The organism is Dysgonomonas sp. Marseille-Q5470 (genome assembly GCF_951230145.1).
Taxonomy (GTDB): Bacteria; Bacteroidota; Bacteroidia; order Bacteroidales; family Dysgonomonadaceae; genus Dysgonomonas.
The window spans coordinates 478,057-503,410 of the sequence record NZ_CATNVE010000001.1; the positions used below are offsets into that span (position 1 = coordinate 478,057).

At 36.3% G+C, this 25,354-nt stretch carries 18 protein-coding genes, 1 tRNA gene and 2 pseudogenes; 14 read left to right on the forward strand and 7 right to left on the reverse strand.

Annotation, left to right across the window (positions count from 1 at the left end):
• Positions 1-128: 128 nt before the first annotated feature.
• From QOX35_RS02130 to QOX35_RS02145, 4 genes are all read left to right on the forward strand, one after another.
• Positions 129-548, forward strand: coding sequence for a helix-turn-helix domain-containing protein (locus QOX35_RS02130; protein WP_283685592.1), 420 nt, complete (start codon positions 129-131; stop codon positions 546-548).
• Positions 549-751: 203 nt separating this feature from the next.
• Positions 752-1,162 (forward strand): hypothetical protein, encoded by a 411-nt coding sequence (locus tag QOX35_RS02135; protein ID WP_283685593.1) that lies wholly within the window; start codon positions 752-754, stop codon positions 1,160-1,162.
• 137 nt (positions 1,163-1,299) lie between these two features.
• On the forward strand, positions 1,300-2,247 hold the full coding sequence (locus QOX35_RS02140; RefSeq protein WP_283685594.1) for a DUF6414 family protein: 948 nt from the start codon (positions 1,300-1,302) through the stop codon (positions 2,245-2,247).
• 171 nt (positions 2,248-2,418) lie between these two features.
• Positions 2,419-3,759: a DEAD/DEAH box helicase gene (locus QOX35_RS02145; RefSeq protein WP_283685595.1), complete on the forward strand. Its 1,341-nt coding sequence runs from the start codon at positions 2,419-2,421 to the stop codon at positions 3,757-3,759.
• A gap of 234 nt (positions 3,760-3,993) precedes the next feature.
• Here the strand turns inward: QOX35_RS02145 and QOX35_RS02150 are convergent, their stop codons facing one another.
• Together QOX35_RS02150 and QOX35_RS02155 are read right to left on the reverse strand one after the other, a co-directional pair.
• On the reverse strand, positions 3,994-5,001 hold the full coding sequence (locus QOX35_RS02150) for a helix-turn-helix transcriptional regulator (protein ID WP_283685596.1): 1,008 nt from the start codon (positions 4,999-5,001) through the stop codon (positions 3,994-3,996).
• A gap of 4 nt (positions 5,002-5,005) precedes the next feature.
• Positions 5,006-5,635 carry a hypothetical protein gene (locus QOX35_RS02155; protein ID WP_283685597.1) on the reverse strand — a complete coding sequence of 210 codons (630 nt, stop codon included), beginning with the start codon at positions 5,633-5,635 and terminating at the stop codon, positions 5,006-5,008.
• Between the two features lie 386 nt (positions 5,636-6,021).
• Between QOX35_RS02155 and QOX35_RS02160 the strand changes: the two genes are divergently transcribed.
• The 5 genes from QOX35_RS02160 (at position 6,022) to QOX35_RS02180 (ending at position 10,080) form a co-directional block, all read left to right on the forward strand.
• The gene (locus QOX35_RS02160; protein WP_283685598.1) at positions 6,022-7,419 is read left to right on the forward strand and encodes an RtcB family protein; all 1,398 of its coding nucleotides are present in this window, start codon (positions 6,022-6,024) and stop codon (positions 7,417-7,419) included.
• 30 nt (positions 7,420-7,449) lie between these two features.
• Complete coding sequence (prfH, locus tag QOX35_RS02165; protein ID WP_283685599.1) at positions 7,450-8,076, forward strand: peptide chain release factor H; 627 nt, start codon at positions 7,450-7,452, stop codon at positions 8,074-8,076.
• A gap of 3 nt (positions 8,077-8,079) precedes the next feature.
• Positions 8,080-8,673 (forward strand): hypothetical protein, encoded by a 594-nt coding sequence (locus tag QOX35_RS02170; RefSeq protein ID WP_283685600.1) that lies wholly within the window; start codon positions 8,080-8,082, stop codon positions 8,671-8,673.
• Between the two features lie 15 nt (positions 8,674-8,688).
• Positions 8,689-9,231 (forward strand): RNA 2'-phosphotransferase, encoded by a 543-nt coding sequence (locus tag QOX35_RS02175; protein ID WP_283685601.1) that lies wholly within the window; start codon positions 8,689-8,691, stop codon positions 9,229-9,231.
• A gap of 135 nt (positions 9,232-9,366) precedes the next feature.
• Positions 9,367-10,080 carry an RNA ligase family protein gene (locus tag QOX35_RS02180; RefSeq protein WP_283685602.1) on the forward strand — a complete coding sequence of 238 codons (714 nt, stop codon included), beginning with the start codon at positions 9,367-9,369 and terminating at the stop codon, positions 10,078-10,080.
• 163 nt (positions 10,081-10,243) lie between these two features.
• Here QOX35_RS02180 and QOX35_RS02185 read toward each other — a convergent pair whose 3' ends face one another.
• The 3 genes from QOX35_RS02185 to QOX35_RS02195 form a co-directional block, all read right to left on the reverse strand.
• Positions 10,244-10,930, reverse strand: a complete 687-nt coding sequence (locus QOX35_RS02185) for an Arm DNA-binding domain-containing protein (protein ID WP_283685603.1) — start codon at positions 10,928-10,930, stop codon at positions 10,244-10,246.
• A gap of 260 nt (positions 10,931-11,190) precedes the next feature.
• A tRNA-Leu gene (locus QOX35_RS02190) sits at positions 11,191-11,272 on the reverse strand.
• Between the two features lie 133 nt (positions 11,273-11,405).
• Positions 11,406-11,600 (reverse strand): CDGSH iron-sulfur domain-containing protein, encoded by a 195-nt coding sequence (locus tag QOX35_RS02195; RefSeq protein ID WP_135106486.1) that lies wholly within the window; start codon positions 11,598-11,600, stop codon positions 11,406-11,408.
• A gap of 137 nt (positions 11,601-11,737) precedes the next feature.
• On the opposite strand from QOX35_RS02195, the gene QOX35_RS02200 reads away from it, so the two are divergent.
• The 5 genes and pseudogenes from QOX35_RS02200 (at position 11,738) to mnmE (ending at position 18,116) form a co-directional block, all read left to right on the forward strand.
• Entirely contained in the window at positions 11,738-13,501 is a 1,764-nt protein-coding gene (locus QOX35_RS02200) for a DNA polymerase III subunit gamma/tau (RefSeq protein WP_283685604.1), read from the forward strand.
• Between the two features lie 171 nt (positions 13,502-13,672).
• Positions 13,673-14,798 (forward strand): annotated as a pseudogene (locus QOX35_RS16450) (amidophosphoribosyltransferase); the annotation flags it as partial.
• Between the two features lie 71 nt (positions 14,799-14,869).
• Positions 14,870-15,568, forward strand: a pseudogene (locus tag QOX35_RS16455) (amidophosphoribosyltransferase); the annotation flags it as partial.
• A 119-nt stretch (positions 15,569-15,687) separates the two neighbouring features.
• Entirely contained in the window at positions 15,688-16,464 is a 777-nt protein-coding gene (locus QOX35_RS02210) for a carboxypeptidase-like regulatory domain-containing protein (RefSeq protein WP_283685606.1), read from the forward strand.
• Positions 16,465-16,724: 260 nt separating this feature from the next.
• Positions 16,725-18,116: a tRNA uridine-5-carboxymethylaminomethyl(34) synthesis GTPase MnmE gene (gene mnmE, locus QOX35_RS02215; RefSeq protein WP_283685607.1), complete on the forward strand. Its 1,392-nt coding sequence runs from the start codon at positions 16,725-16,727 to the stop codon at positions 18,114-18,116.
• Positions 18,117-18,571: 455 nt separating this feature from the next.
• Here mnmE and QOX35_RS02220 read toward each other — a convergent pair whose 3' ends face one another.
• Together QOX35_RS02220 and QOX35_RS02225 are read right to left on the reverse strand one after the other, a co-directional pair.
• Positions 18,572-21,067, reverse strand: coding sequence for a glycoside hydrolase family 2 TIM barrel-domain containing protein (locus QOX35_RS02220; RefSeq protein ID WP_502846752.1), 2,496 nt, complete (start codon positions 21,065-21,067; stop codon positions 18,572-18,574).
• 109 nt (positions 21,068-21,176) lie between these two features.
• Positions 21,177-25,232, reverse strand: coding sequence for a hybrid sensor histidine kinase/response regulator transcription factor (locus QOX35_RS02225; RefSeq protein ID WP_283685608.1), 4,056 nt, complete (start codon positions 25,230-25,232; stop codon positions 21,177-21,179).
• Positions 25,233-25,354 lie beyond the last annotated feature (122 nt).

A 25,354-nucleotide genomic window follows, 5' to 3' on the forward strand; every position in this document is an offset into this window, starting at 1 on the left:
TCTTTAATCCGATGTATTTAAACCATACTAGAAGTAAGAAAACCAATTTTGTAAGTAAAATACTTATCAATAAGGTATATTTTTGTATTTTTGATCGTTGTACGAATATAACAGCTATAAAATAAGATATGGAAACTACTTTCGAAACAAAGAAAAGCGATTACGGATATAATGCTAAACGGCTGAGGGAAATACTTGGCATAAAACAAGAAGATTTAGCAGAGCGTATGGGAGTATCTCAACAGACTGTTTCCAGATTTGAGCAAACACCACAACTTGATGATGAAACTTTAGATAAAATTGCTACTGCTCTTAGTATTCCTGTGGATGCTATAAAGAATTTTAGTGAAGAGGGTGTTATAAGTATTGTTGGAAATACTTATCAGGATGAAGCTGTAAGTTATGCTGTACACTATAAATGTACATTTAATCCTCTTGAAAAGGTTGTTAGTTTATATGATGAAAAAGTAGAGCTTTTAGAACGGATGCTAAAAGCCGAACAAGAAAAAGTGCAATTACTACAAGAAGTTCTGAAAGACAAAAAATAGAATTAACAAGAATATAGTGTTGGAGTACCCTTTGATTTTTCAAGGGGTATTTTTTTATGGATATGGTGGGGAATTATAGAGGGTTGTGAGTGAGGTTATGGATTTAATGGTTAGACTTAATAATAAGAAAATAAATTATCTATATCTATCATACATATAAAAGTAAAGTTTATTAAATTTGTAAAAGAGCATATTTTTTTCATATGATTAAAATAAAGTGGATAATTTATACTGTTATAATTGGTCTTATGCCTTTTATATTAAGAATTTTTGTATTTATTCTTTCAAAGGAAAGGTCATGGGATTTTTTAGCAAATTCAATTGATTTTGTGTTTTTTGGATTGGCTTTGAATCTTTCTAATATTAATGAGATTGAAAATTTTAATGCAAGTGTAGATAATCAATGGGCAACTAAATTCAAAGGATTTTCTATAATTGCGATAATAGTTTTTTCTGCAATATTGGGTATGTTATATTTCTCAGAACAACAGTCATCCCCAATAATCAGTGATTTTTCTACATTTATTGTAGCAGTACTACTAGGGATTACTTCTTTTGTTATTAGTTATGCTATATTTTCAAAATTAAATCAGTTACACAATGCAAACGGCTGATTACATATTATTAATAGTAGGTTTTATAGCTATCGTATATGGTTTATATATAGGTATTAGAAGTATTATAGATACTCGAAATAAAAGTATAAGCGAATATAAAAAAGGATTAGAGAAACGCAAAAAAGATTTCGAAAATGGAAGAAAATAAAAGAATTAAATCATTTGTATATCTTGATGAATATAAGATGTATTCAATATCATCTCAGTTATTCGAAGGCTTAACAGAATATATATTAGCCAATGATAAGGAATCTTTAAGCGAAAATAACACTCAGAAGGGTAAAATTGGAAGTGGTCAGGTAATGGGAGATATTTTGTTAAAAGAAAAGGTGTCTACTGAGAAAAGGTATTTACATGATTATGCTTTCAATTTGTTTGAAAAAGAATTAATTAGATTAAATAAAGTTAGTGAATCTTTTGATAATATTGAGGATAAACCATTTGTTAAAATGAAGGGAAAAATTCTTTTCAATGATTACAAAGTACTTTTAGAAACATTAAGGAATTTCAATAAGATAGGGGAAGCTATTGGATATATATCTAATAAGGACGGATTAGACCAACTTAATAATTTGAAAGAAAATATAAGCAAGCAAAATGATAGAAACAGTATTGCTAAGTTCTCTCAAATGACTAAAAAATTGGAAAAGGAATTTCACCAAGACTTGATAAATCAAGGTCTTATGCTTGATGCTGAAGTTTTGAAAAGAATGGATATTTTAATCGAATATGGATATAAGAACTTATTTGAAATAAACTTATATGATGATGATAATAATATTATATATTCCTCCATTCTTAACCGCAAATACCTTAGAGAAGAAGAAGATATTTTAATTTCAAAATATTCAAGAAAGACAGAAGTAGAATTTATCTTATTAGGGATATTAACCCAATCAGGAAAAGAAGCATTTGATCCCGATTTTGCATTTTCATACTTTTCTGATACAGATGAAAAAACAACATTAAAAAGAGGGGCAAAAAATGTAATTAATTCTCTTACTGGAATGGAGAATTTCTTTTTGGGCAGATTAAGTAATGAATATATTATTGACCCTATTGCAATTTATAGTGAATTATAATTAGAAATATTTATATAAGCGTACGATTTTCGTTCGCAATCAATATTAAGAAACTAATGAAAGAAGTGCCTTAAGGTACGCTTCTTTCATTTTAAGATATATAAATAAAAGCGAATATTGAAAATAAGAAACGGAATAGAGTGCTATAAGATAATATATTACCTTTGTGGGATGAATACAGAAAATCAACATACAGCCATATTATCCAATCTGGGGATTGACAATCTGAATAAAATGCAGTTTGCCGCCCAAAAGGCGATAATAGATAGTCAAAATACATTGCTATTATCTCCTACAGGTTCGGGCAAAACACTCGCTTTCTTACTGCCTATCTTCCGATTGCTGAAAGAAGATGTAAAGAAAGTACAATGCCTTGTAATTGTTCCATCAAGGGAGCTGGCTCTTCAGATAGAGCAGGTTTGGAAAAAGATGGGTACACAATTCAAAGTAAATGTTTGTTATGGCGGGCACTCTATTGATACCGAGTTGAAAAACCTAAGCAATCCTCCCGCTTTACTTATCGGAACTCCGGGCAGGTTGACCGACCATCTGGAACGGAAATCTTTTGATACAGATTCTATTCGTATTCTGGTTCTCGATGAATTTGATAAATCGTTACAATTAGGTTTTCAGGAGGAAATGGATACAATCATCAGCCAACTGCCCAACCTGCAAAAAAGAGTTCTTCTCTCGGCTACTTCCGATGTGGAAATTCCTGAATTTGTAGGAATGCAAAAGACTGTGGTTCTTGATTATATACAAGAAGAAAAAAGCGATAACCTTTCAATTAAACTCGTTTTATCTCCCGAAAAAGACAAGATAGAATCTTTATTCCACTTAATATGTTCATTTAATTCCGAACCCGCACTTATTTTCTGCAATCACAGAGAGGTTACGCAGCGTATCAGTGATTTATTGAACAAGAAAGGCATACAGGCTGGGTATTATCATGGGGGTATGGATCAGGATGACAGGGAAAGAATCTTAATCCAATTTAGAAATGGGAGTCTGAATTATTTAATTACTACCGATCTGGCAGCCAGAGGATTGGATATTCCCGAAATGAAGCATGTGATACATTACCACCTTCCGGCTAAAGAGAGCGAATTTGTTCATCGTAACGGGCGTACAGCTCGTATGCATGCTTCAGGAACCTCGTATATCATACAATTCAAAGACGAAAAAATGCTGGATTATATTTCCGATACCTTGGATATTCTCAAAGTTGCGCCGGGGAAGAAATTACCAAACCGTCCTGAATATCAGACTGTATATATTAGTGGAGGTAAGAAGAATAAACTAAATAAAAGCGATATTGTCGGCTTCTTCTTGCAAAAAGGGAAGTTGGATAAATCGGATTTGGGATTGATTGACGTTAAAGATTTTATCTCTTTTGTGGCAGTGCGAACATCTGCCGTAAAAACTCTTTTGGGTAATATCAGAGATGAGAAGATGAAGGGTAAGAAATATAAGATAGAAGTGGCAAGAAACGTTATCAAGAAGACAGATTGATTTTCGGCCATTAGGAAACAATAAATAAAAAAGCGACAAATTGAAGATTTCTTTGGTTTGTCGCTTTTTGTGTGATATGGTGTCGGGGTATTGGATTATTTGAGAAGTACAGGAATAAGACGGAATATATTTTTCCTGTTCCGACCTGAAAACGACTCAGATATATGCCATATTCCTTAATTTAGAGTCCTTTGCTTCGATCTTTGAAAGAAATATGATTATGCAATTATTAAATCAGAAATATCTCTCTTGTGCCGCCCTGAATTTCCATGCCATAAAATCGCCCAATGATTGCGGAGATAAAATTTTTATGGTATCTACATATCCGAAGAACTCTCTCTGTAACTCCTGATTGATAACAACCTTTATTTCAAACACCATAGAACCATCTTCTTGTGCCTCGATCAGCTGTTGGCTTTTATGAAAAGGTTTAGTCTGAACATAGGGTGCATTTTCTTTATTTACCCAAAAGCGGACAGTTTCAGCTTTCATGCCTACGTTCTTCGTAACTCCCTCTAAATCGTCAAAGAATGTCTGAGGATCGAATAAATCATTTGTAATGAATCTTTCTTTTTCGGCTATTTCGATATGGTGGATTCTATCCAATGCTAAGTTGATAAGATTTCCTTTTCTTTGACCGAAAACAAACCATCGGTTACGGTATTCCTTTAACAAGTATGGGTGAAACATGAATGTGTTGGCAGAACGGGCTTTGAAGGATCGGTATTTCATACTCAGTACCTGCTTATTCACAATTGCATGATAGATAATATCAAGATAGGCCAATCCTTTCAAGCTTTCATTTTTCTCAAAATCAATAACGGGTATGGTTTTCTGTTTTGCAGATGTTACATGGTCTTCAAGACGACTGACAATATCTCCCATTCCTGAAAAATAAGAAAAGCCTTTGAATTGGCGAAGCACCTCTACTGCCTCCGACATTGTTTTTAAGTCCTGTTCTGATAAAGGGGTATTGGTTATGCTGTAATCCTCATCTTCATATTTGTAGTATTTATTATCATATACAACAATAGGCGCGTTATAACCTAGTTTCTCGCTGCGCATCATTTGGATATCCATTTGCACAGTACGTTTACTGATACCTTTGTCTATACCTTCATATTCATACAAGGCATCCGAACAGGCATCTATTAAATCTTCGAGTGTCCATTGCCTGTATTTGTTTCGCAGACAAGTATCTATCGTTTTATAACGGATGAGGGCGTTACGGTTAACTGGCATATGATTAATAATCTTCGTTGATAGTTATTTTATTGGTAAACAAATGATAGTGTATTATTTCGATATCAGAACCTTCCTGAGTTAACCATATTGGGCTAAATCCTTTCTTCATAAAATTGTCATCATAATTATAATGACGAGGAGTTATTTGTATTTGAATGATTTTTTCCCCTTTGTTTGATATATAGCCAATATACTGCCGATCAGAATCTTCTAAATATTTCTCCATGTTATCTTTATTCTTTTCGAAACTTTTCCAATATTGTTTTTCCTCTTTCTTTAAGTCTTTCAAAATATATGAGCCTGGATACTTTCTTTCATATTCATAGATTTCATTATATCTCTGCTCCATAAAATATTTTTGAGCAGAATAATATTGGCGAGTTAGTTCCTCCTCAATTTTACGAACCAATATTGTATCAATATCAAAACATTCTCTTTTCTCTTTAGGATGAGAAAATCTAACAAGTCCGTACTCTTTCGGGAACACAAAACCTTTGTATTTTCCGAAATCAACTATCTTAACTTTTGATGATATAATTGTGTCTTTGTAAACTGTAATTTCAGATAATTCTATTTGTGAATAACATTGTATTGAAGAAATATAAAACAATTCGAAGAGTAATTTTTTCATTATTTATATCTTTTTATTCTAAAAATTTGTTAATATGAAAATCCTTTATATATTTGCATCCGTAAATAGAATACTAACCCTTAAAATTTTAGAGAAAGGGTATAATTATGTTGGTCAAAAAATAACATACACGCAAAGAAACTAATTTGGTTTATCGGGATGATGAACCTTACAATATTTGAACATATCTATCACAATTCACGGCTGCAAAGTTGATAGACATTGGTTAGTTTCAAACTCATCATTAAATTTTATTATTAATTGCTGATATATCAGCTTGAGGGATTATTATATCCGTTCGGCTGCACTGTATCACAAATGAAAGGATATCTGGTCTTGGATAAAGATTAGTCTGATACCTGTATATTCTTGTGTACCAAACAAACATGGGCATACAACCAAAAGAATTAAGTAAACTGGGATATACCAACAATATAGCTCGCAGTCTGGCAATAAATACAATCAGCAAGTACTGCAAACACAATACAAAAGAAGAGATTAAAATAACTTTAGTCGATTTGTTGAATAATCCCGAAAAGTATAAAAACAATGAAGTTTGGGGCAAATTAGCTGAACATTTTTCACCGGTTATGGAAAAGAAACATTTTTCAGTTTACAACCTACTTGATGAACCTTTATCATTCAAAACTTACGGCGGTAAGTTTATAGAAAGTATAGCAAAACAACAAATGGAATTGGCTATGCGACTGCCAATTACAGTTGCAGGGGCATTAATGCCTGATGCTCATGCCGGATACGGCTTACCTATCGGCGGAGTATTGGCTGTAGAAAATGCAGTTATACCTTATGCTGTAGGTGTAGATATCGGTTGCAGGATGAGCCTGACGGTATTTGATGCAAAAGCCGATTATCTGAAACGTTATTCGCACCAGATCAAAGAGGCTTTGAAAGAATACACCCACTTCGGAATGGATGGATGCCTAGATTTTCCGCAGGAACATGAGATACTGGACAGAAGTGAATTTCAATTAACCTCTTTGCTGAAGCAATTACATGGCAAAGTAGTTCGCCAATTAGGTTCATCCGGAGGCGGAAATCATTTCGTAGAATTCGGAGAGATTGAATTAGTTGAAAACAATGTTTTGAATCTTCCGCAAGGAAACTATCTGGCATTACTCTCACATTCAGGGTCAAGGGGAATGGGTGCAGCTATTGCAAGGCACTACAGCGATATTGCCCGCGAAGTGTGTAAGTTGCCGAGAGAGGCGCAGCATTTTGCATGGCTTGGACTGGATACGGAAGCGGGACAGGAGTATTGGATGAGTATGAATTTGGCAGGTGATTTTGCACGAGCATGCCACGAACGGATACATATCAATCTGTCAAAGGCTTTAGGCTTGAAAGCCATAGCCAATGTGAACAATCATCACAATTTTGCATGGCGAGAAGAGATTGCTCCAAACAGGTACACAATCGTACATCGCAAAGGGGCTACTCCTGCAGGAGAAGGTGTTGCAGGATTTATTCCGGGAAGTATGGCAACAGCAGGCTATCTGGTTTGTGGAAAAGGCGAAATTCAATCGCTCAACTCGGCATCACATGGAGCACGACGAGCCATGTCACGCCAGAAAGCAAAAAGCCAGTTTACACAATCGGCATTAAAAAAACTGCTTTCTCAGAATGAAGTGACCCTTATCGGTGGTAGTGTAGAGGAGATGCCTCTAGCTTATAAAGACATCGACCGTATAATGCCGGCACAGGAGTCATTAGTAGAAATTCATGGTAAATTTATGCCACGGATAGTAAGAATGAATAAAGAATAGGGTCGCAGACCCTTTTATTAAACAAACTAGATGAATAATAATAAAATATACTTACAAATAACTTCCGGACGTGGTCCTGCCGAATGTTGCCGTGTAGTAGCATTGGTATTGGAGAAGATCCTGATACAAGCCCGAAAGGTGGGATTGATAGCTGAGGTTATTGAACGGGAGGAAGTAGATATGAATCGCACGCTGTTTTCAGCAATTGTATTTCTTGAAGGCAGTAAGGTAGATGAAATAGTGGATGAATGGGACGGAACTATTCAATGGATAGCACAAAGCCCTTACCGTATCTATCATAAACGGAAAAACTGGTTTGTTGGAGTAAATTCCTTTACTTCGACAGAACTGAGTGAAATAGATACAAAATATATCACCTATCAAACATTACGATCTTCCGGTCCCGGCGGTCAGCATGTCAATAAAACAGAATCGGCTGTACGAGCTACTCATGCTCCGTCGGGAATGAGTGTAACAGCATCTGATCAGCGGTCGCAATTACAAAACAAGAAGTTGGCAACTGAGCGGCTATTAATTAAACTTTCGGCATGGAATATAGAACAGACTATGCAAAAAGCACAGGATAATTGGGATAACCATAATAACCTCGAAAGAGGGAATCCGGTGAAAGTGATACAAGAACCATTAACAAAGTAAATTATGTTTGCAAGACGAACAGCAACTAAAATAAGGAATGGCAGAGTAAGCAATAAAAACCGAAATGAAAAAACTCCTAATTATTGGAACACTCGCCAGAGTGAGATTCAAATAGATATCCAAAAGCCAGGAAAAGGATATAAGCATTTCCTTAAGAAAAGGGATTTAATTCAATTCTGGAATATTCTTCCTGATAAGGAAAAGATAGGAATTGAGTTAGATGCTATAATATTAGCGGAAGGCAATAATATGTGCGATGGGTGGTATCAAAATGGAGTTATCTGCATATGTGCTTGGGAAAAAGAAATGAGCAGGGAAATGAATTATAAATATTTTGAAGATCATAAAGACTTATTCGAGCGATTGGAGGTAAAATATATTCTCAAGAAAGACTCTGTTGTCTGCGATTTTAATGAGAATCAAATAAAAGCGTTTCAACTACTCAGAGTAATGACCCATGAAATAGGACATCATATTGACCGAATAAGAACCCGAAAAAGAAGAACGTGTCCACAAGGAGAGGTTTTCGCTTTTAAGTTTGAAAAAGTATATGAAAAGAAAATATGGAATAAGTATTTTGAGTACTTTCCGTTTTAATAAAAGAGTAGAACAATGACAGAACAAGATAAAAAACGGATCGGTAAATTTCTGAGTCTCGTACTTAGACACGATCCCGACAAAATAGGGTTGGAGCTTGACGAGCAAGGTTGGGCGAATGTGAAAGATATGATTGATAAATGCAAGAAGTATCGTTATCACTTTTCAATGGAAGACCTGATTGAAATTGTGGAAACGAATGATAAGCAACGCTACTCGTTCAATGAAAAGCGAAATAAAATCAGAGCTAATCAAGGGCACTCCATTAATATTGACCTTGCCTTATCTCCGGTAGAGCCACCTGAATTTCTCTATCATGGTACAGCTACCCGATTTCTTTCGTCCATTATGGAACAAGGCATAATAAAAGGTAGTCGCCAGCATGTGCATCTGAGCAAGGATAAGGAAACAGCAACAAAGGTCGGTTCACGGCATGGAAAAGTTATTGTCTTAACCATTATGACAGGTAAAATGCATAAGGATGGCATTCTTTTTTATCAATCGGACAATGGAGTTTGGCTGACAGATTATGTAGATGTGAAATATATATCGAAGTAAATAACAGTATAAAAAATTAGAAATCATGTAATTGTTAGTTTCATAAGGGATATGCTCCCTATTTTATCTGTCTGATAAACCTGAAAATTTATCAGATAAGAAATTTATATATTTATAAACGAAACAATTACAATTATGTTATCACAAAAATATGGTCGTACCTACCACTTTCCCTTTTCACCGGGAACAACAAGTGATGACCGATTCAATCATACTTACTGGGAAGATATCCAACGGATGGAAACCCTTGTACATACAGAGAAGCTGGATGGAGAGAATAATTGTTTCAATCAGTTTGGAGTATTTGCCAGATCACACGTTGCCCCCACGACATCACCTTGGACAAGCCAATTGAGAGAACGTTGGGAGCTGATGAAAAATGACTTGGGAAATATAGAACTCTTTGGCGAAAATCTTTATGCAGTTCATTCGATTGAATATAAGCACATCGAGGAATATTATTTTGTTTTCGCTGTACGGCAGCTGGATAAATGGCTGTCGTGGGAAGAGGTGAAATTTTATGCTGCAATGTTCGATTTTCCTACTGTCCCTGAATTGGCTATCGAACCTATAATAGAATTTAAGAAAGAATCTTTCCAGATTGAAATAGAAAATTGGGCACAGGAAGAAAGTGTTTTCGGCTCCTTCAATCCTTTTACAGGCGAAGACTGTACGCGTGAGGGTGTCGTAACACGGAATATAGAAGAATATCCTGTTAAGGAATTTATGCATAATGTTTTCAAGTATGTCCGTAAAGGTCATGTAAAAACCGATGAGCATTGGACTCGTAACTGGAAACGTGCAAAACTGTATTGGGAAACAGAATATAGAAAGGAGGACGAACTATGATTTGGCAATTGACAAAGAATAAAGACTGGGCATCCCTTGAAAGGCAATTTTCGTGGGTTGCTGAAATGAAGCATGTGGAACAACACAAGCTCCATCATGCCGAAGGAAATGTGGTCATTCATACTCAGATGGTATTAAATGAGCTACTAAAATTATCATCCTTTCAGAATTTAGACGAACAGGATAAAGAAATCCTTTGGGCTGCAGCATTGATGCACGATATAGAAAAACGATCTTCATCTGTAATAAAACGCTGGCCGTTCAATAAAGGCTTCTGGTTGGCTCGTAAATCTTCGAGCAGCAGGGTTATACGATCTATGGTGTTAAAGAAGTACGAGACTCTGGCATCTGATTCTGTTATCTTTTTCATAATCATGATAAATTCTTTCAGATATTTCAGGGAAGTATTAAACTTATAAATAGTTGATTGTGAATATTCGATATTTAATAATTGTCTGCATCTCTCATTATGTTCGGAGTGCACCTCAACTAAGGTCTTACCATCTTCTTCTTCGTCTTTGTGGTTTCCTAAATAAATATCTTTTATAATCTGTGCAGTGATAGGCTTACCAGCCAGCCCAAGGTCACAAAAGATTTGATGAATCCGGGATTTTACGGATTGAATATTATAATTCAATTCTTGTGCCTCCCTACTATTGCCTCTTGTTTTTCCTTGTGCCTGGCTCCACTGGGAAGGATTTACACTACCGGCAATTGGAATATCGACTACATTACTGTTTACAGTAATACGCATAAATAGAGGGACCTGCCCGTTTTTCATCACCCTGTTTTTTCTGATTAAACAGACTACATTGAACGTGTTTCTTTTTTTAGCCATAATTGTTTCCATAAAATTGATTTTTGTCGTTGTAAAATTACTTTTTTAACAAAAAACTAACTCTATGCAAAATGTTGTATAACAATGAATTGAAGTCATTCTCGTAGCCAATTCGTAGCCAGAACTGAAAAATAATTCTTGGCTACGAATTGGCTATGGAATAATGCTCAAAAATGCACTATTTTGCTGTTCTCGTAAAATTCAGGGAATAAAAAAATCCTTGAAAACCAATTGATTTTCAAGGATTTGCTTTGTTTTGCCTTTCGGCCTAGTGCGGATGAAGGGACTCGAACCCCCACGCCTCTCGGCACCAGATCCTAAGTCTGGCGCGGCTACCAATTACGCCACATCCGCGGCTAATTTGCGTTAGCGGGTACAAAGATATAATAAAATGTGTTTCATCCAACACTTAATCATAAAAAAATAAGGGCATTTAAACTAATATTTTAATTTAGATGCTCTTATCCCGTAAATAAATTCCTATAAATTAGCCTTTAAAGCCAATTTTAGCATGTGTACCGTCACAATACGGTTTGTTTTGCGATCCGCCACAACGGCAAAGGTGTGGTTTGTCTTTGATAACTGAGGTTCCGTCTGCTAAAATTAGTTCTACAGTTCCTTCCACCAATAGCGGTGCATTAGGAATCACTTTGATTTTCAATAGTGTTTCATTCTTTTCCATAATAGATGATAGTTTTAAAAACGTTGATATTAATATAACATTTTAGATGCTAAAAAGGTCACTCTCTTGCTTTCTTTTACATTTTATCTTTCCATTTTTTTTCATAGCTTTGTGATACCAAAGAAGAAAAATCAAGAATGGATAATTATATAGTTTCGGCAAGGAAATACCGTCCTATGACTTTCAACTCAGTTGTGGGGCAAAGGGCATTAACCACTACACTAAAGAATGCAATAATGTCGGGTAAGCTGGCTCATGCATATCTTTTTTGTGGACCTAGAGGTGTTGGTAAAACAACATGTGCCCGTATTTTTGCGAAAACCATAAATTGCCTGTCTCCAACTCCCGATGGCGAAACTTGTAATCGGTGCGAATCGTGTGTTGCCTTTAACGAGCAGCGGTCTTTCAATATACACGAATTGGATGCTGCGTCTAACAACTCGGTAGATGATATACGATCTTTGATCGAGCAAGTGCGTATCCCTCCGCAGATAGGAAAATACAAGGTATATATAATAGATGAGGTGCACATGCTTTCACAAGCTGCATTCAACGCCTTTCTGAAAACATTGGAAGAACCGCCTCACCATGCTATTTTTATCTTGGCTACAACCGAAAAGCATAAAATACTTCCAACAATACTTTCTCGTTGCCAGATATACGATTTCAGCCGTATTACAATCAAAGATACAGTAGAGCACCTTCAGTATGTGGCCGATCAGGAGCATGTACAGACCGAGCCCGAAGCCTTGAACGTTTTGGCTCAGAAGGCAGACGGAGGAATGCGTGATGCCTTGTCTATCTTCGATCAGGTAGTAAGTTTTACAGGGGGTAATGTAACGTACAAAGCTGTTATCGAGAATCTGAATGTTCTGGATTATGAATATTATTTCCGATTGACAGATTCTATTTTAACTAATAATGTGGTAGAGGGTTTGTTGATCCTGAATGAGATCCTTAGTAAAGGTTTTGATGGTAATAATGTGATAACAGGTATTGCCTCGCACTTTAGGGATTTATTGCTTTGCAAAGATGCAAAGACCGCAGAACTGTTTGAAGTAGGGGCTTCCATCAGAGATCGCTACATAGAAACAGCGAAGAAGTGCACCAACGAATTTTTGTATAAAGCCATTGAGTTGGTCAACGAAAGTGACCTCAATTATAAATATAGCCGAAATAAGCGATTACTCTCCGACTTGACAATAATTAGGCTTTGCCAATTATCTTCACCTCAAGCAGGAATTGAAGATCAAAAAAAAAAGCAGGTAATTGATCCGATCTTCTCCAAGCAGGAACAACCTGTACAAGCGGCTGCACCGACTACAAATCAGAGGCCGACGGCGCAGAGTCCGCAGCCTGCTCAGCAACCTCCCGTTCAGCAAAGGGTAACACCTTCTGTCGCAGCCAAAGAGCCGACTGTCAGTGTAGAGCCTGCTAAAACAACACCGAATGCCGGAGGTTTTGGTGTTTCTATCTCAGCGTTCGGAAAGAAAAAAGATGAGGAAACGACAAAAGCTGATATAACAATAGAAGTCCTTAACGACAGATTTACTCCACTCCAACTTATCAACGAATGGAAGGCGTATGCTGAGAATTTGACCGAAGAGCTCCATCTGAGAAATACAATGCTCAATTGCCTCCCTAATCTTGTCGCCAATACGGTGTTTGAGGTGATTGTAAATAATCCTGTTCAGGAACAACGTCTTCTTGAATATCAGATGGATATATTGTCAAGGCTGCGAGCACAACTTCGTAATACTCATCTGAGGATGGAGGTTAGGATAAGTGAAAATAATGAGAAAAAATTGGCTTTCACGCCTGCCGAGAAGTTTAATCTGATGATGGAAGAAAACGAAAGTTTGCGAAGGTTGAAAGATGAGTTTGGCCTGGAGTTATCATAATGAGAAAATCACAAAAAGAGTTAGATTGAGAAGGTAGAACAAAATAAAAATTTTAGATAAAAACCTCGAAGGTTTAAAATAAATATATTTCTAGGACGAGAGGAAAAATCGTGCTATCTTTGTAGCCTCAAAAAAAATTATTCTCACAATTCCAACAAAGGAGATCTTTTTATGACAGAGCCATTAAAGCATGAATGCGGTATCGTCATGATACGCTTATTAAAACCGCTCGAATATTACCAACAAAAATATGGTACATGGCAATATGGGTTGAATAAACTCTATCTGCTAATGGAAAAACAACACAATCGAGGTCAAGAGGGCGCAGGCTTGGCTGTTGTAAAGTTAGAGTCACCTCCCGGTAATGAATTTATATTCAGAGAAAGAGCAGTGGGATCAAGTGCCATCTCAGAGATTTTCACAAACGTTTATCAGAACTATGAAAAAATATCGGAAGATAAACTCAATGATGCTGAGTATGCCAGTAAATATCTTCCCTTTGCCGGAGAATTGTTTTTAGGGCATTTGCGTTATAGCACTACCGGAAAAAGCGGAATATCATACGTCCATCCATTTATGCGTCGTAACAACTGGCGGTCAAGAAACTTGGCTTTAGCCGGCAATTTCAATATGACAAATGTAGATGAATTGTTTGCTGAGTTGTTGGCACAAGGTCAACATCCTCGCGACTATACAGATACATTTGTACTTCTCGAATCGGTTGGTCATTATCTAGACAGAGAAGTTCAATATCAGTTTGATAAACACAACAAGAGTACTGGTGCAAAAGGAGAGGAGCTGAACACACTGATAGAGAAAAATCTTGATATCCATTTTATGCTCAACAAGGCAAGTGAGAAATGGGATGGAGGTTATACTATAGGAGGGCTTATCGGATGTGGCGATGGATTTGTTTACAGAGATCCTTCGGGTATTCGTCCGGCTTTCTATTACAATGACGACGAAATTGTTATTGTTGCATCAGAAAGACCTGTTATCCAGACAGCTCTAGGACTTGATGTTGCCGATATAAAAGAGTTAAACCCGGGACAGGCCATTATCGTAAAGAAAGATGGTACAGTTATGTTTTCTCAGATACAAGAGCCTAGAAATGTTTCTCCGTGCTCATTTGAACGCATTTACTTTTCTCGAGGATCTGATTCTGACATATATAACGAACGCAAGAAATTGGGGAAACTTCTTTTGCCTCAAATTCTGAAAGCCATAGATTCGGATATTCAACATACCGTATTTTCTTTTATTCCCAATACGGCAGAAGTTGCTTTCTTCGGGATGACCGATGCATTCAATAAACATATGAATGATGTTAAACTTAGAAAGATAAAAGAAAAAGGGGCATCTATCACTGAAGAGGAATTGCAAAAAATTCTATCTATGCGGGTTCGTACCGAAAAAGTTGTGATAAAAGATATAAAGCTAAGAACCTTTATTGCACAAGATAAGAGCCGCGACGATTTGGCTGCACACGTGTATGATGTTACTTATGATTCGGTAAAGCCGTACGAAGATAACCTGGTTGTTATTGATGATAGTATAGTGAGAGGTACTACGCTGAAACAAAGTATAATAAAGATCCTCGATCGGATTCATCCGAAGAAAATTGTTATCGTATCTTCTTCTCCTCAGATACGTTATCCTGACTGTTATGGTATCGATATGTCGAGAATGAATGAATTTGCTGCATTCAGGGCTGCCATCGAATTGCTGAAAGAAAGAGGAATGCAATCGGTGATAGATGAAGTGTATCGTAAATCTTTGGCTCAGAAGGATAAGCCAAAAGAGGAAATAGTAAACTATGTGAAAGAAATTTATGCTCCTTTTACAGACGAAGATATTTCGAAAAAGATGGCTGAAATGCTAACACCAAAAGGAACAAAGGGCGAAATAGAAATTGTTTTCCAAAGTATTGAAAACCTTCATAAAGCGACACCTAATCACAAGGGAGACTGGTATTTTTCAGGAAATTATCCGACTCCGGGTGGAAACAGAATGGTAAACACCGCTTTCTTGAATTATATAGAAGGAAAAAACAACCGCTCTTATTAAGGGTAATAAATATATAAGAGAGCTGATTTTATATCAGCTTTTTTTATTTACTTTTCATGTAACCATGTCCTTCTTAGAATAGTCTTATTATAAAAGATGTAAACCATTAAATATATAATATGAAAAGGACTCGGCTATTTCTGTTAATTTTATTCGTAGTAGGTATCAGCAACATTTATTCTCAAGAATTTGTAACAATATCAGGACGGGTTACAGATTTCGACGGAAATCCTATCGACAGTTGCTGGATAGGGCTTAATTATTCGGATTTTTCGCCTGTTTATCAAACGTATTCAGATAAAGACGGCTATTACTCTCTGGAGAATGTAAAGAAAGGGAAATATAAGTCTTTTTATGCACTTCGTCCCAAAGAGTATCCTCGAAGAGATGCAGTGGCGGACGACGACAAGCGTCTTGAGTTTTGGGCATGGAATGTAATAGCAGATCGAGATCTGACGATAAATCCACGTTATCACCGTCTGGAGCTTTATGGCACAAACGCATTCAAAGTCGAGGGAGGATATAATGGCCTCTTTATATACACACGACCTATGAGTGTGGGAAAAGTACTTACATACTCCAAAGAATTGCAGCTAAATAAAGCTAAGGCAGAAAAAGAAATGGATGTATCAGTTAAAACTGAATTTTTCAGAGTGAAGGTATTTATTGATGATAAGGAGGTTGCAGTCAACTCTGTACAGCGTGTGCAGGAATATGTAGGGAAAGATAATCCCAGCATGGGTGCTTATATTATCCAGACAGAGTTACCCAAAGAAAAATCCGAAAAACCATATCGGATAATAAGAGTAGTGGGAGAAAACCTGGAGCATAATGAGATGGGTGAGAATATATATTTCTATGAAGTAAAGAATTACGAGGAAACCCCGAAAAACTGAGGAAGCTATATTTCATAATCAATTTATTATGTTCTTGAAAGTCGGATAATTTCAGAACCAACCAACAATTTAATATCTTTGTTTTATTAATTTGCAATAGTTATTTGATCTGTATAATTTTATCTATTTAAGGTGATACTGAATACCGAGCATTGCAAGCAGAAAGGTGACAGTAAAAAGAATGTAAAAACATGTCACTTTTGTCACCTTTGTCACTTTTTAGGACTTAACATATTGCTGATTCGTATTAAGAATTGATTATGAAAGAAAACAATATAATAGCAGCTATATCTACACCTGCAGGTATAGGAGGGATAGCCATTATACGTCTGTCGGGAAATGGATGTATAGAATTAGTTGACGCTGTTTTTAAATCCTTTAAGGCGAAAAAACTTGCAGAAGCAAAAGCATATACAGTTCATTTCGGATCTATCATCAAAGAGAACGTTGTTTTAGATGACGTACTGGTGAGTGTATTCCGAAATCCGCATTCGTTTACCGGTGAAGATATAATAGAGATATCCTGTCATGGTTCTATTTATATTCAACAAAATATATTACAGCTTCTTATATCAAAAGGAGCGTCTTTGGCTCAACCGGGGGAGTTTACCCAACGCGCTTTCTTAAATGGAAAGATGGATTTGTCTCAGGCTGAATCGGTGGCAGACTTAATCGCATCATCTTCAGCCGCTACACATCGCTTGGCAATGAATCAGATGCGTGGAGGTTTTAGTAATAAACTGATTGAGCTTCGTACTGAACTGTTGAATTTTACTTCTTTGATAGAGCTCGAATTAGACTTTTCCGAAGAAGATGTTGAATTTGCAAATAGAGACCACCTCAAAGAAGCAGCACACCAGATAGAATCACATATAAAAAAGCTGGCCGATTCTTTTAGCATAGGAAACGCAGTTAAATCCGGTATTCCGGTTGCAATTATAGGCGAAACAAATGCCGGGAAGTCTACCTTACTCAACCTCCTTTTGCATGAAGAAAAAGCAATTGTATCCGATATTCATGGTACAACGAGGGATGTTATTGAGGACACGATTAATATACAAGGACTGACTTTCAGACTCATTGATACTGCAGGAATACGGGATACTCATGACGAGATAGAAAGCCTTGGCATTGAGCGTACATTTAAGAAGATAGAACAGGCGAATATTGTTTTGTGGGTAGCCGATTGCGAAACTATAAATGAGCATATTGAGGAGTTGTCTCAAAAAATACTGCCTGTAGTTGGTGATAGGAAGTTGATTCTTATATTCAATAAGGTTGATATTATTTCAGCAGAAAGAAAAGCGGAAAAAGAAAAGCTTCTATTGGATAAAATTCCTGAACGGGTTTTCATCTCGGCTAAATATGAGCAAGGAACTAATCTGTTGGAAGACTTATTGGTAAAAACGGCAAATATCCCTGAAATTAGTGAGCAGGATATTATTGTTACGAATGTTCGTCACTATGAGGCTCTCCAAAATGCATTGGTTGCTATAAAGCGTGTTTCAGAAGGGTTAGACCTAAAAATATCGGGAGATTTTCTCTCACAGGATATTCGTGAATGCATGTATTATCTGGGCGAAATTACGGGTCAAATTTCTACTGATGAGATATTGGGTAATATTTTTAGTAAGTTCTGTATCGGAAAGTAACCTAGTAAAACAATATCAAATAAATATACTGTACACTCGAACATTAAAAAAGCTTTATGTTGATGTTCGTTTTAGCAATCATACCAAAGATAAAGGAGGAAACTCGTGCAACCAGTTTAAAATCAGAACTATTGTAGGTCGATTGGTAAGAGAATTAGAAAGAAAACTATCCAATAAGGACAATTACAGCGATTCATTGAATTTATTCATATGAATTTTACATCAAAAATGACGCGATAAAAATGAAATTTATAGTTTGCATGAGCCACAGGTCGAAAGCTTTATCTTTTAGAAATGAATACGATGATTATTCTCTACCAGGTGTTTGCCATTTATCCACACCTGCATCACCAACAAGCTATAGCGGCCTGCAATAATGCACAAAGATATCGTTTTAAGTATAAAAAAGCGGCGAGATTTTATTCTCGCCGCTTTTACGATATAGAAAAGAGTCTTTATTTTATATTTATAATCGCTTCCACCGGCTTTAGCCAAGGAGATGTGAATGTTACTTTTACTTCACCTTGTTTGCCTGTAGGCTGTATATAAGCCAGTATGCGACCATGATAAGTGCGATGCCTGTTATCTGTATAGTCAGACATATCTTCATTGTTGCTTGCTTCCAATCCTAGTAATTTAGCCGGGCCTTGTATTTGGCAAGTTATTTCATTATCGGACAGCATAACAGGTGTACCATTCTCGTCTACTACTTGTATTACAATCTGTGCCAAGCCATCTTTACTGATTTCTCTATCTGCTGCTTGTATGTCCAATGCATATGGTTGTCTTGAAGACTGTATTGCATAGCGAGCTGTTTCATTCCCGTTTTTATCCATTCCCATCACTTCAAGCTTTCCATCATGATAAGGAATATCCCAAAAGATAATCCCTGTATTGTCATCATAATCTTTTACTTGTCCTACTTCTTTTCCGTCTAGCAGCAATCGGGCTTTTTCTGTGTTTGTATAACATACTACCCGTATGGACTGCCCTTCTTGGTAATTCCAGATAGACCATGCATCCATAGATGGTATTTTTTCTTCATAGTTACTCCCTTCGTTTTCTGCATCCAGTTGTGACCAAACATCCTTTACTTGGCTTTTGCTACCTCTGCCAGGAGTAGGATAGGTTCCCAAATAGGCCATCGGCTTGTCAGACCAGAGCGATTGACGGAAATAGCCTCTCGGCTTGATGAAGCCTCCGAAGTCTAATAGTCCCGAATAGAATCCTCTGGAAGGCCATCTGCCCGATTCTCCCAGATAGTCTATCCCTGTCCAAAGAAACTGACCGAATATATATTCATTGTCTTTTACGGCTTTCCATGCTCCAAGTTCATGACGATTTTCACTGCCAAATATAACACGATTAGGATATTTCTTATGATCAAGCTCATATCTATTTTCGGTATAATTATATCCCGCAATATCCAATGCTCCCGGATATGCTGTTTCATTTGACATGGCAACACCGGCTAAGCCTGCTGTTGTAGGTCGTGATTCGTCGTATTTCTTAACAACGCCAACTAGACGTTTTGCTATATCTCCCAAACGCATTGCATCGGGTGCATCTTTTTTATATCCGCCAAATGTAGCCTGAGTAAAACCTGTGTTTTTTCCTCCATCCAATATAGGGTGAGAGTATGGGTCGTTCGGATAGTCTACTTCATTTCCGATGCTCCATGCAAATATAGAGAGGTGATTTCTGTCTCGGCGAACCAAATCGGCAAGGTCTTTCTCTCCCCATTCTTCAAAGAAAGAATAGTTGCCCTGAAATCCCGGAGTACCTACATTCCAGCCTTCGAGCCATTTTCGTTTAGGATACTCCCACTCATCGTACGCTTCGTTGAGAACTAATAATCCCAGTTCATCGCATAAGCTGTATAAGTCCGGAGCTTGTGGATTATGGCTGGTGCGGATAGCATTCACTCCAATCTCTTTAAGGGTTAGTAACCTACGTTTCCATACATCATGAGGCACAGCAGAACCTAATACCCCAGCATCATGATGGATGCATACACCTTTTACTTTCATCCATTTGCCATTCAAAGCAAATCCTTTATTCGGATCGAAAGTGAATGATCTGAACCCAGTCTTGGTTATTGTTGCATCTATTTCTTTTCCGTCTTTAATTACAGATGTTTTGAGGCTATATAGATTCGGATTATTTAGATTCCATAATGCGGGATTCTTTACTTTCAGATTTGTCGTAATTTTTCCATTCTGATTTCCTGCAACTGATAATTTCTGAGTGTTTTTTGCGATTACTTTATTATCAGGGCTAACAAGTTCATTAACTATAGTCAAATTGGATTTGTCTGTTGTGTTGTTTTCTAGTTCTACTTCGATATTTAGTATTCCTGTACTCTTATCCATTTCGGGATATGCATATACACCCCATTGAGCTATATGTATCGGATTTGCATAAATGAGCCATACATCACGGTAGATACCGGAGCCTGTATACCATCTGGAGTCTGCCGATTGGCTATGATCTACACGAACAGCTATTGTATTATCTTTTCCATATTCGATATACGGAGTAATGTCATACATAAAAGAGATATAACCATTCGGGCGCTTTCCTAACAGATGCCCATTAATGAACACTTCACTATAGTTATACACACCTTCGAAATAAATATATGTTTTTTCGTCTTGCTTTTCTTTTGGGATATTTATTGTTTTTCTGTACCATCCTATGCCTCCGGGTAGATAACCTGTTGCACTGGCCAAAGTTGGGCTTAGTTGTTCTTTTACACTCCAGTCATGTGGAATCTCTACTGACTTCCACTTCGAGTCGTCATAAGCTTTCGACTTCGCTTCAGGGATATCCGATAGATAGAACTTCCAAGAAGAATTAATTTTTTCGGACTGACCGAAAGAAACCTGTCCCATTATAGAAATGGAAGTTATGGATAGTATCGTAGTCAGAAATAGCGTAGTAATTTTCATGATATAATAATTTGCATTTATTTAATGACAAAAATAGACTATGTGTCAGAATATGGAGGGGCTTGTTTCATGCAAGTTTGATTAGTAAACTCGTCATTTCACCATTTAGTCATTTCTTATTCATTATTTGCTTTATATATTCTGATGGTACCATACCAAACTCTTCTTTAAAACACTGCCTGAAATACGTGATACTGTTTATTCCTACCATGTAGGATATTTCAGATATTGTATATTTACCAGTTAAAAGTAATTGTTCTGCGTTGCGTATTCTTACTTTTCTTATAAATTCATTTGCAGATATGCCAGAAAGAGCTTTAATTTTTCGGTAAAGTGTAGAATGGCTCATATTCATTTTGTCTGCAATAAAAGTCACATCCACTTTATCTGAATCCAAGTTGTCTTCGATAATCGTGGTTACTTTTTCGATAAATTCGTTATCTATTTTACTTAAAGATTCCGTTATAATGACGTTTTTATTTGTCGTATTATTGTTTATCAGTTCGGCAATTTTCTTTCTGGCTTCCAGTAAATTTACAATACGGCTTTGCAATAGTGTGGCACTGAAAGGTTTGGTGATATAAGATTCGACACCGATGTTATAACCTTCGGTACGGTCTTGTATTGAATCTTTAGCTGTAAGAAGTACAATAGGAATATGGCTGGTTCTTACATCTTCTTTTAAAATCTTGCTTAATTCAAAACCATCCATTTCAGGCATCATGATATCACTTATAATAATGTCAGGAATGTGTTTATAAGCTGCTTTTAGTCCTTGTTTTCCATTATTAGCCGTGTATACTTTGTATTGTTCCGATAAGGAGCTGTAAATGTAGTCCCTGATATCTTCATTATCTTCTATAATGAGTATGATTTGTTTGGAGTCCGAATTTTCAGTGTCTTTGGCTTCAATGCCGTTTTCAATAATATCATTGTTAGTAGCATTGATATGTAACGCGTGGGGATAAGTATTGTCAGACAATATTCTGAAACGAAATATAGAACCTTCTCCTGGCTTGCTCTCTACTGATATGCTTCCTTGATGTATTGATACCAGATTTTGTACAAGAGCTAATCCGATACCCGTTCCTGATAGTTGTTGATCTCTCTCAGCCTGATAGTATCTGTCGAATATTTTGGATATCGATTCTGTAGGAATACCCTTTCCTGTATCGCTTACTTCTATTTCCGTATAATTTATATTGTTTTCAGTTACATCTCTTAGGGTGAGTGTTATATTTCCTTTTTGTGTGTATTTGAATGCATTGGATAATAGATTCTCTAGGATTGTAATTACTGCATCGGGGTCAAAATATAGATTAATATTTTGAGTATCTATTATAGTATTAACAGAAATGCGCTTGTTGGTGTTGAGTTCTCTGTATCTTAATCCTATTTCTTGAACTAATTGGGATATATCACTTTTGTATACACAAAGTTTCTTGTTTTGTGTCTCAGTTTTTCTGAATTCCAATATCTGATTGATGAGGTTCAACAGGCGTGTTGCGCTTCTGTATATGACCGATATTTTAGACGCATGTTTTTCATGTAGATTTGTATCTGCTTGTAAATCTTCTAATGGGCCAAGTATCAGCGTTAAGGGAGTGCGTAGCTCGTGAGTTATATTCGTAAAGAACCGAAGTCTCTCATTATTCAATTCTTGTTCCTGTATATGGTTCTTCTTTTCTAAAGTGAGAGTATTTTCCAAATCCAGCTTTCGTTTATAAAAGCGAAGTATAAGAAAAACAATGCCTAATACAGTCAGTATATACAGGGTCTTTGCCCACCAAGTAAGCCATATCGGCGGATTTACGATAATTTTTAATGATGTTATAGAGTCTGACCATTCCTGATTTTTTACTCTCGATTTTATCTGCAACTCGTATGTTCCGGGAGGAACATTCCGGAAAGTAATTGCATTTTCATCCTGTGTGTTATACCATAAATCTTCTAAGCCCTTTAACATGTATGCATAGTCTACTAAATGATTGAGTGAATAATCAAGGACATTGAATGACACATTAAATGTGTTTTGGTTGTATTTTAATTCGATAATGGATGTTATGGGTTTATAGATCTCATTTTCAAATGTATTTGTTTGGTTTCCATAAATTCTGAATCCGGTGATAATAGTCTCAGGTAGCTCTATTGTTGTTGGAATTGATTCAGGATTGAAGTAGCATAGTCCATTTTGAGACCCGAAGTAGATTGTACCTTTAGAATCTTTTGTGACAGACCCACTCATAAAGTCACCCAAAGGGATTCCATTATAATGATTGTAATTATAAACTTTATTTAGAGATGGAATAAATCTGTTTATGCCTCTATTGGTGCTAAACCATATATTTCCTTGCTTGTCTTCTGTTATAGCTCTGATGTGGCTGTTTGTAATTCCATTCTGTGTATTGAGGACAATATATTCATCAGTTTTTCCGGGGGAGGTAAAGCATACTAAGCCTTCTCCAGTGGCAACCCACATTTGCCCTCTGTTATCTTTGTATATATTGTCTACGGTGTTGGAAGGGAACCCTTTGTCTGTTTTGAATGTTTTTATAATTTTGAGATTCTTGTCAAAGACAGCAAGACCCTCACCGAAAAAACCAATCCATATCTGGTCTTTGTCATCTTTTGATATAGCACGAACAAGATTATCCGATAAATCGGAATTGTCGGTAGAATAGAGTTGGCCTTGTTTTGTTATAATATTATATTTGTATAAACCGTTATTGCACCCGATCCACATATTTTTCTCCTTATCCTCAAAGAAACACCTTATATCTCTGCTCTTGTCGTCTATCAGGCATTTTTGTATGTCGTTTCTTTTTTGATCATAAATGTTTACTCCACCGTTGAATGTCCCAAACCATAGATTATCTTCAGAATCTTTAATTGCCGCCAATATGGCGTCATCAGTAATTCTATTTGTTTTTTTATCAAATATCTGTACCCTTTCTCCATTTGCAAAAAGATTGATGCCTCCACCATCCGTACCCACCCAGATGCGATCATATTTGTCTACACATATGCCCCATGCTGTAGGGTTATTCAATGTGTTTTTTAATCCGGGTATAGGAGAATAGATCCATGTATTAAAGTCTGTGGGGTGATGACTGATAAAGTTAATTCCACCTCCATATGTGCCAATCCACATATTGTTGAAAGAATCTTGGTATATACTGCGTATTGTAGGATTAGAAAGCCCCCTGTAACCATCATCGTATGAGATATTCTCAAAGGGAATACTTTGAGGGGTAAGAAACATATTCTGTTTCAAATCCAGAACACTTATTCCTCCTTTTTCTGTACCAACCCATAGTTTACCATCGCTTACCTGATTTATTGTATATATATAATTGGATATGAGCGATTGTTTGTTTTGAGGGTTATGTCTGAATGTCGTAAATGATTCTTTATCACTGTTGAAAAGAGCCAAACCATTGTTTGTTCCTATCCATATATTGTCATTCTTATCTACATATATTGTTTTTACTTCATCTCCAGGCAAGCTTTCTTTATTGTTGGCATCATGCCTGAAATTCTTTATTTTCTTATCCTTTAGAGACAAGATACTCAAACCGGATGACACATGCCCTATATATACAAATCCTTTATTGTCCTCCATTACAGACCATACATTGTTACTAACCATATTTGGAATGGTGGTACGATTGTAATGTGTAAATGTTTCGGTTTTCTTATCAAAATAATCCACCCCTCTATGGTATGTAGAAAGCCATAAATTGCCATCTTTAGAGGAGGTAATGTCAGTTATGTCGTTCGTTATAATGCCTGTTTTACTTTCCGTTGTGTGTTTGTAGTGTTTGAATGTTTCAGTTTTGCAATCAAACATATTTAATCCTTCCCGCTGGGTTGCGATCCATATTTTATCTTCATATTTGTCAGCATATACTTTATTCAGTTCATTTCCGCTAATATTGTTTGATTCTGATGTCCCATTTTTTTTGTAAACCTTGAACTTATTACCATCAAATCTGTTTAACCCTGATTCGGTGGCAAACCATAAAAAACCTCTTTTATCTTGAGTGACGCTTACAACATAATTACAAGAAAGACCCTGTTCTAAGCCTAACTGTTTTATGTTATACTGTTGAGCCTGAGTTGGCAAAGCTATTAGGGTAAAGAGAAAGAGAAGCTTTATTTTCATGCGATCTGTATTAGTATATCAAAAGTAATTATATTTTGAGAATATAGACCCTCAAACTAGCTATTGACTGATTTGAATCCTATTAATGATTGTTTTATATCCCTGCCTGTTGTTAAGCAATA

Bases quoted from the DNA above. Each gene is read 5' to 3' on its own strand.
- QOX35_RS02170 (WP_283685600.1), top strand. From the start codon at position 8,080: ATGTTTGCAAGACGAACAGCAACTAAAATAAGGAATGGCAGAGTAAGC.
- QOX35_RS02150 (WP_283685596.1), bottom strand. From the start codon at position 5,001: ATGCCAGTTAACCGTAACGCCCTCATCCGTTATAAAACGATAGATACT.
- QOX35_RS02130 (WP_283685592.1), top strand. From the start codon at position 129: ATGGAAACTACTTTCGAAACAAAGAAAAGCGATTACGGATATAATGCT.
- QOX35_RS02160 (WP_283685598.1), top strand. From the start codon at position 6,022: ATGGGCATACAACCAAAAGAATTAAGTAAACTGGGATATACCAACAAT.
- QOX35_RS02175 (WP_283685601.1), top strand. From the start codon at position 8,689: ATGACAGAACAAGATAAAAAACGGATCGGTAAATTTCTGAGTCTCGTA.
- QOX35_RS02140 (WP_283685594.1), top strand. From the start codon at position 1,300: ATGGAAGAAAATAAAAGAATTAAATCATTTGTATATCTTGATGAATAT.
- mnmE (WP_283685607.1), top strand. From the start codon at position 16,725: ATGAAAGAAAACAATATAATAGCAGCTATATCTACACCTGCAGGTATA.
- QOX35_RS02225 (WP_283685608.1), bottom strand. From the start codon at position 25,232: ATGAAAATAAAGCTTCTCTTTCTCTTTACCCTAATAGCTTTGCCAACT.
- QOX35_RS02185 (WP_283685603.1), bottom strand. From the start codon at position 10,930: ATGGAAACAATTATGGCTAAAAAAAGAAACACGTTCAATGTAGTCTGT.
- QOX35_RS02200 (WP_283685604.1), top strand. From the start codon at position 11,738: ATGGATAATTATATAGTTTCGGCAAGGAAATACCGTCCTATGACTTTC.
- QOX35_RS02180 (WP_283685602.1), top strand. From the start codon at position 9,367: ATGTTATCACAAAAATATGGTCGTACCTACCACTTTCCCTTTTCACCG.
- QOX35_RS02155 (WP_283685597.1), bottom strand. From the start codon at position 5,635: ATGAAAAAATTACTCTTCGAATTGTTTTATATTTCTTCAATACAATGT.
- QOX35_RS02145 (WP_283685595.1), top strand. From the start codon at position 2,419: ATGAATACAGAAAATCAACATACAGCCATATTATCCAATCTGGGGATT.
- QOX35_RS02220 (WP_502846752.1), bottom strand. From the start codon at position 21,067: ATGAAAATTACTACGCTATTTCTGACTACGATACTATCCATAACTTCC.
- QOX35_RS02195 (WP_135106486.1), bottom strand. From the start codon at position 11,600: ATGGAAAAGAATGAAACACTATTGAAAATCAAAGTGATTCCTAATGCA.
- QOX35_RS02210 (WP_283685606.1), top strand. From the start codon at position 15,688: ATGAAAAGGACTCGGCTATTTCTGTTAATTTTATTCGTAGTAGGTATC.
- QOX35_RS02135 (WP_283685593.1), top strand. From the start codon at position 752: ATGATTAAAATAAAGTGGATAATTTATACTGTTATAATTGGTCTTATG.
- prfH (WP_283685599.1), top strand. From the start codon at position 7,450: ATGAATAATAATAAAATATACTTACAAATAACTTCCGGACGTGGTCCT.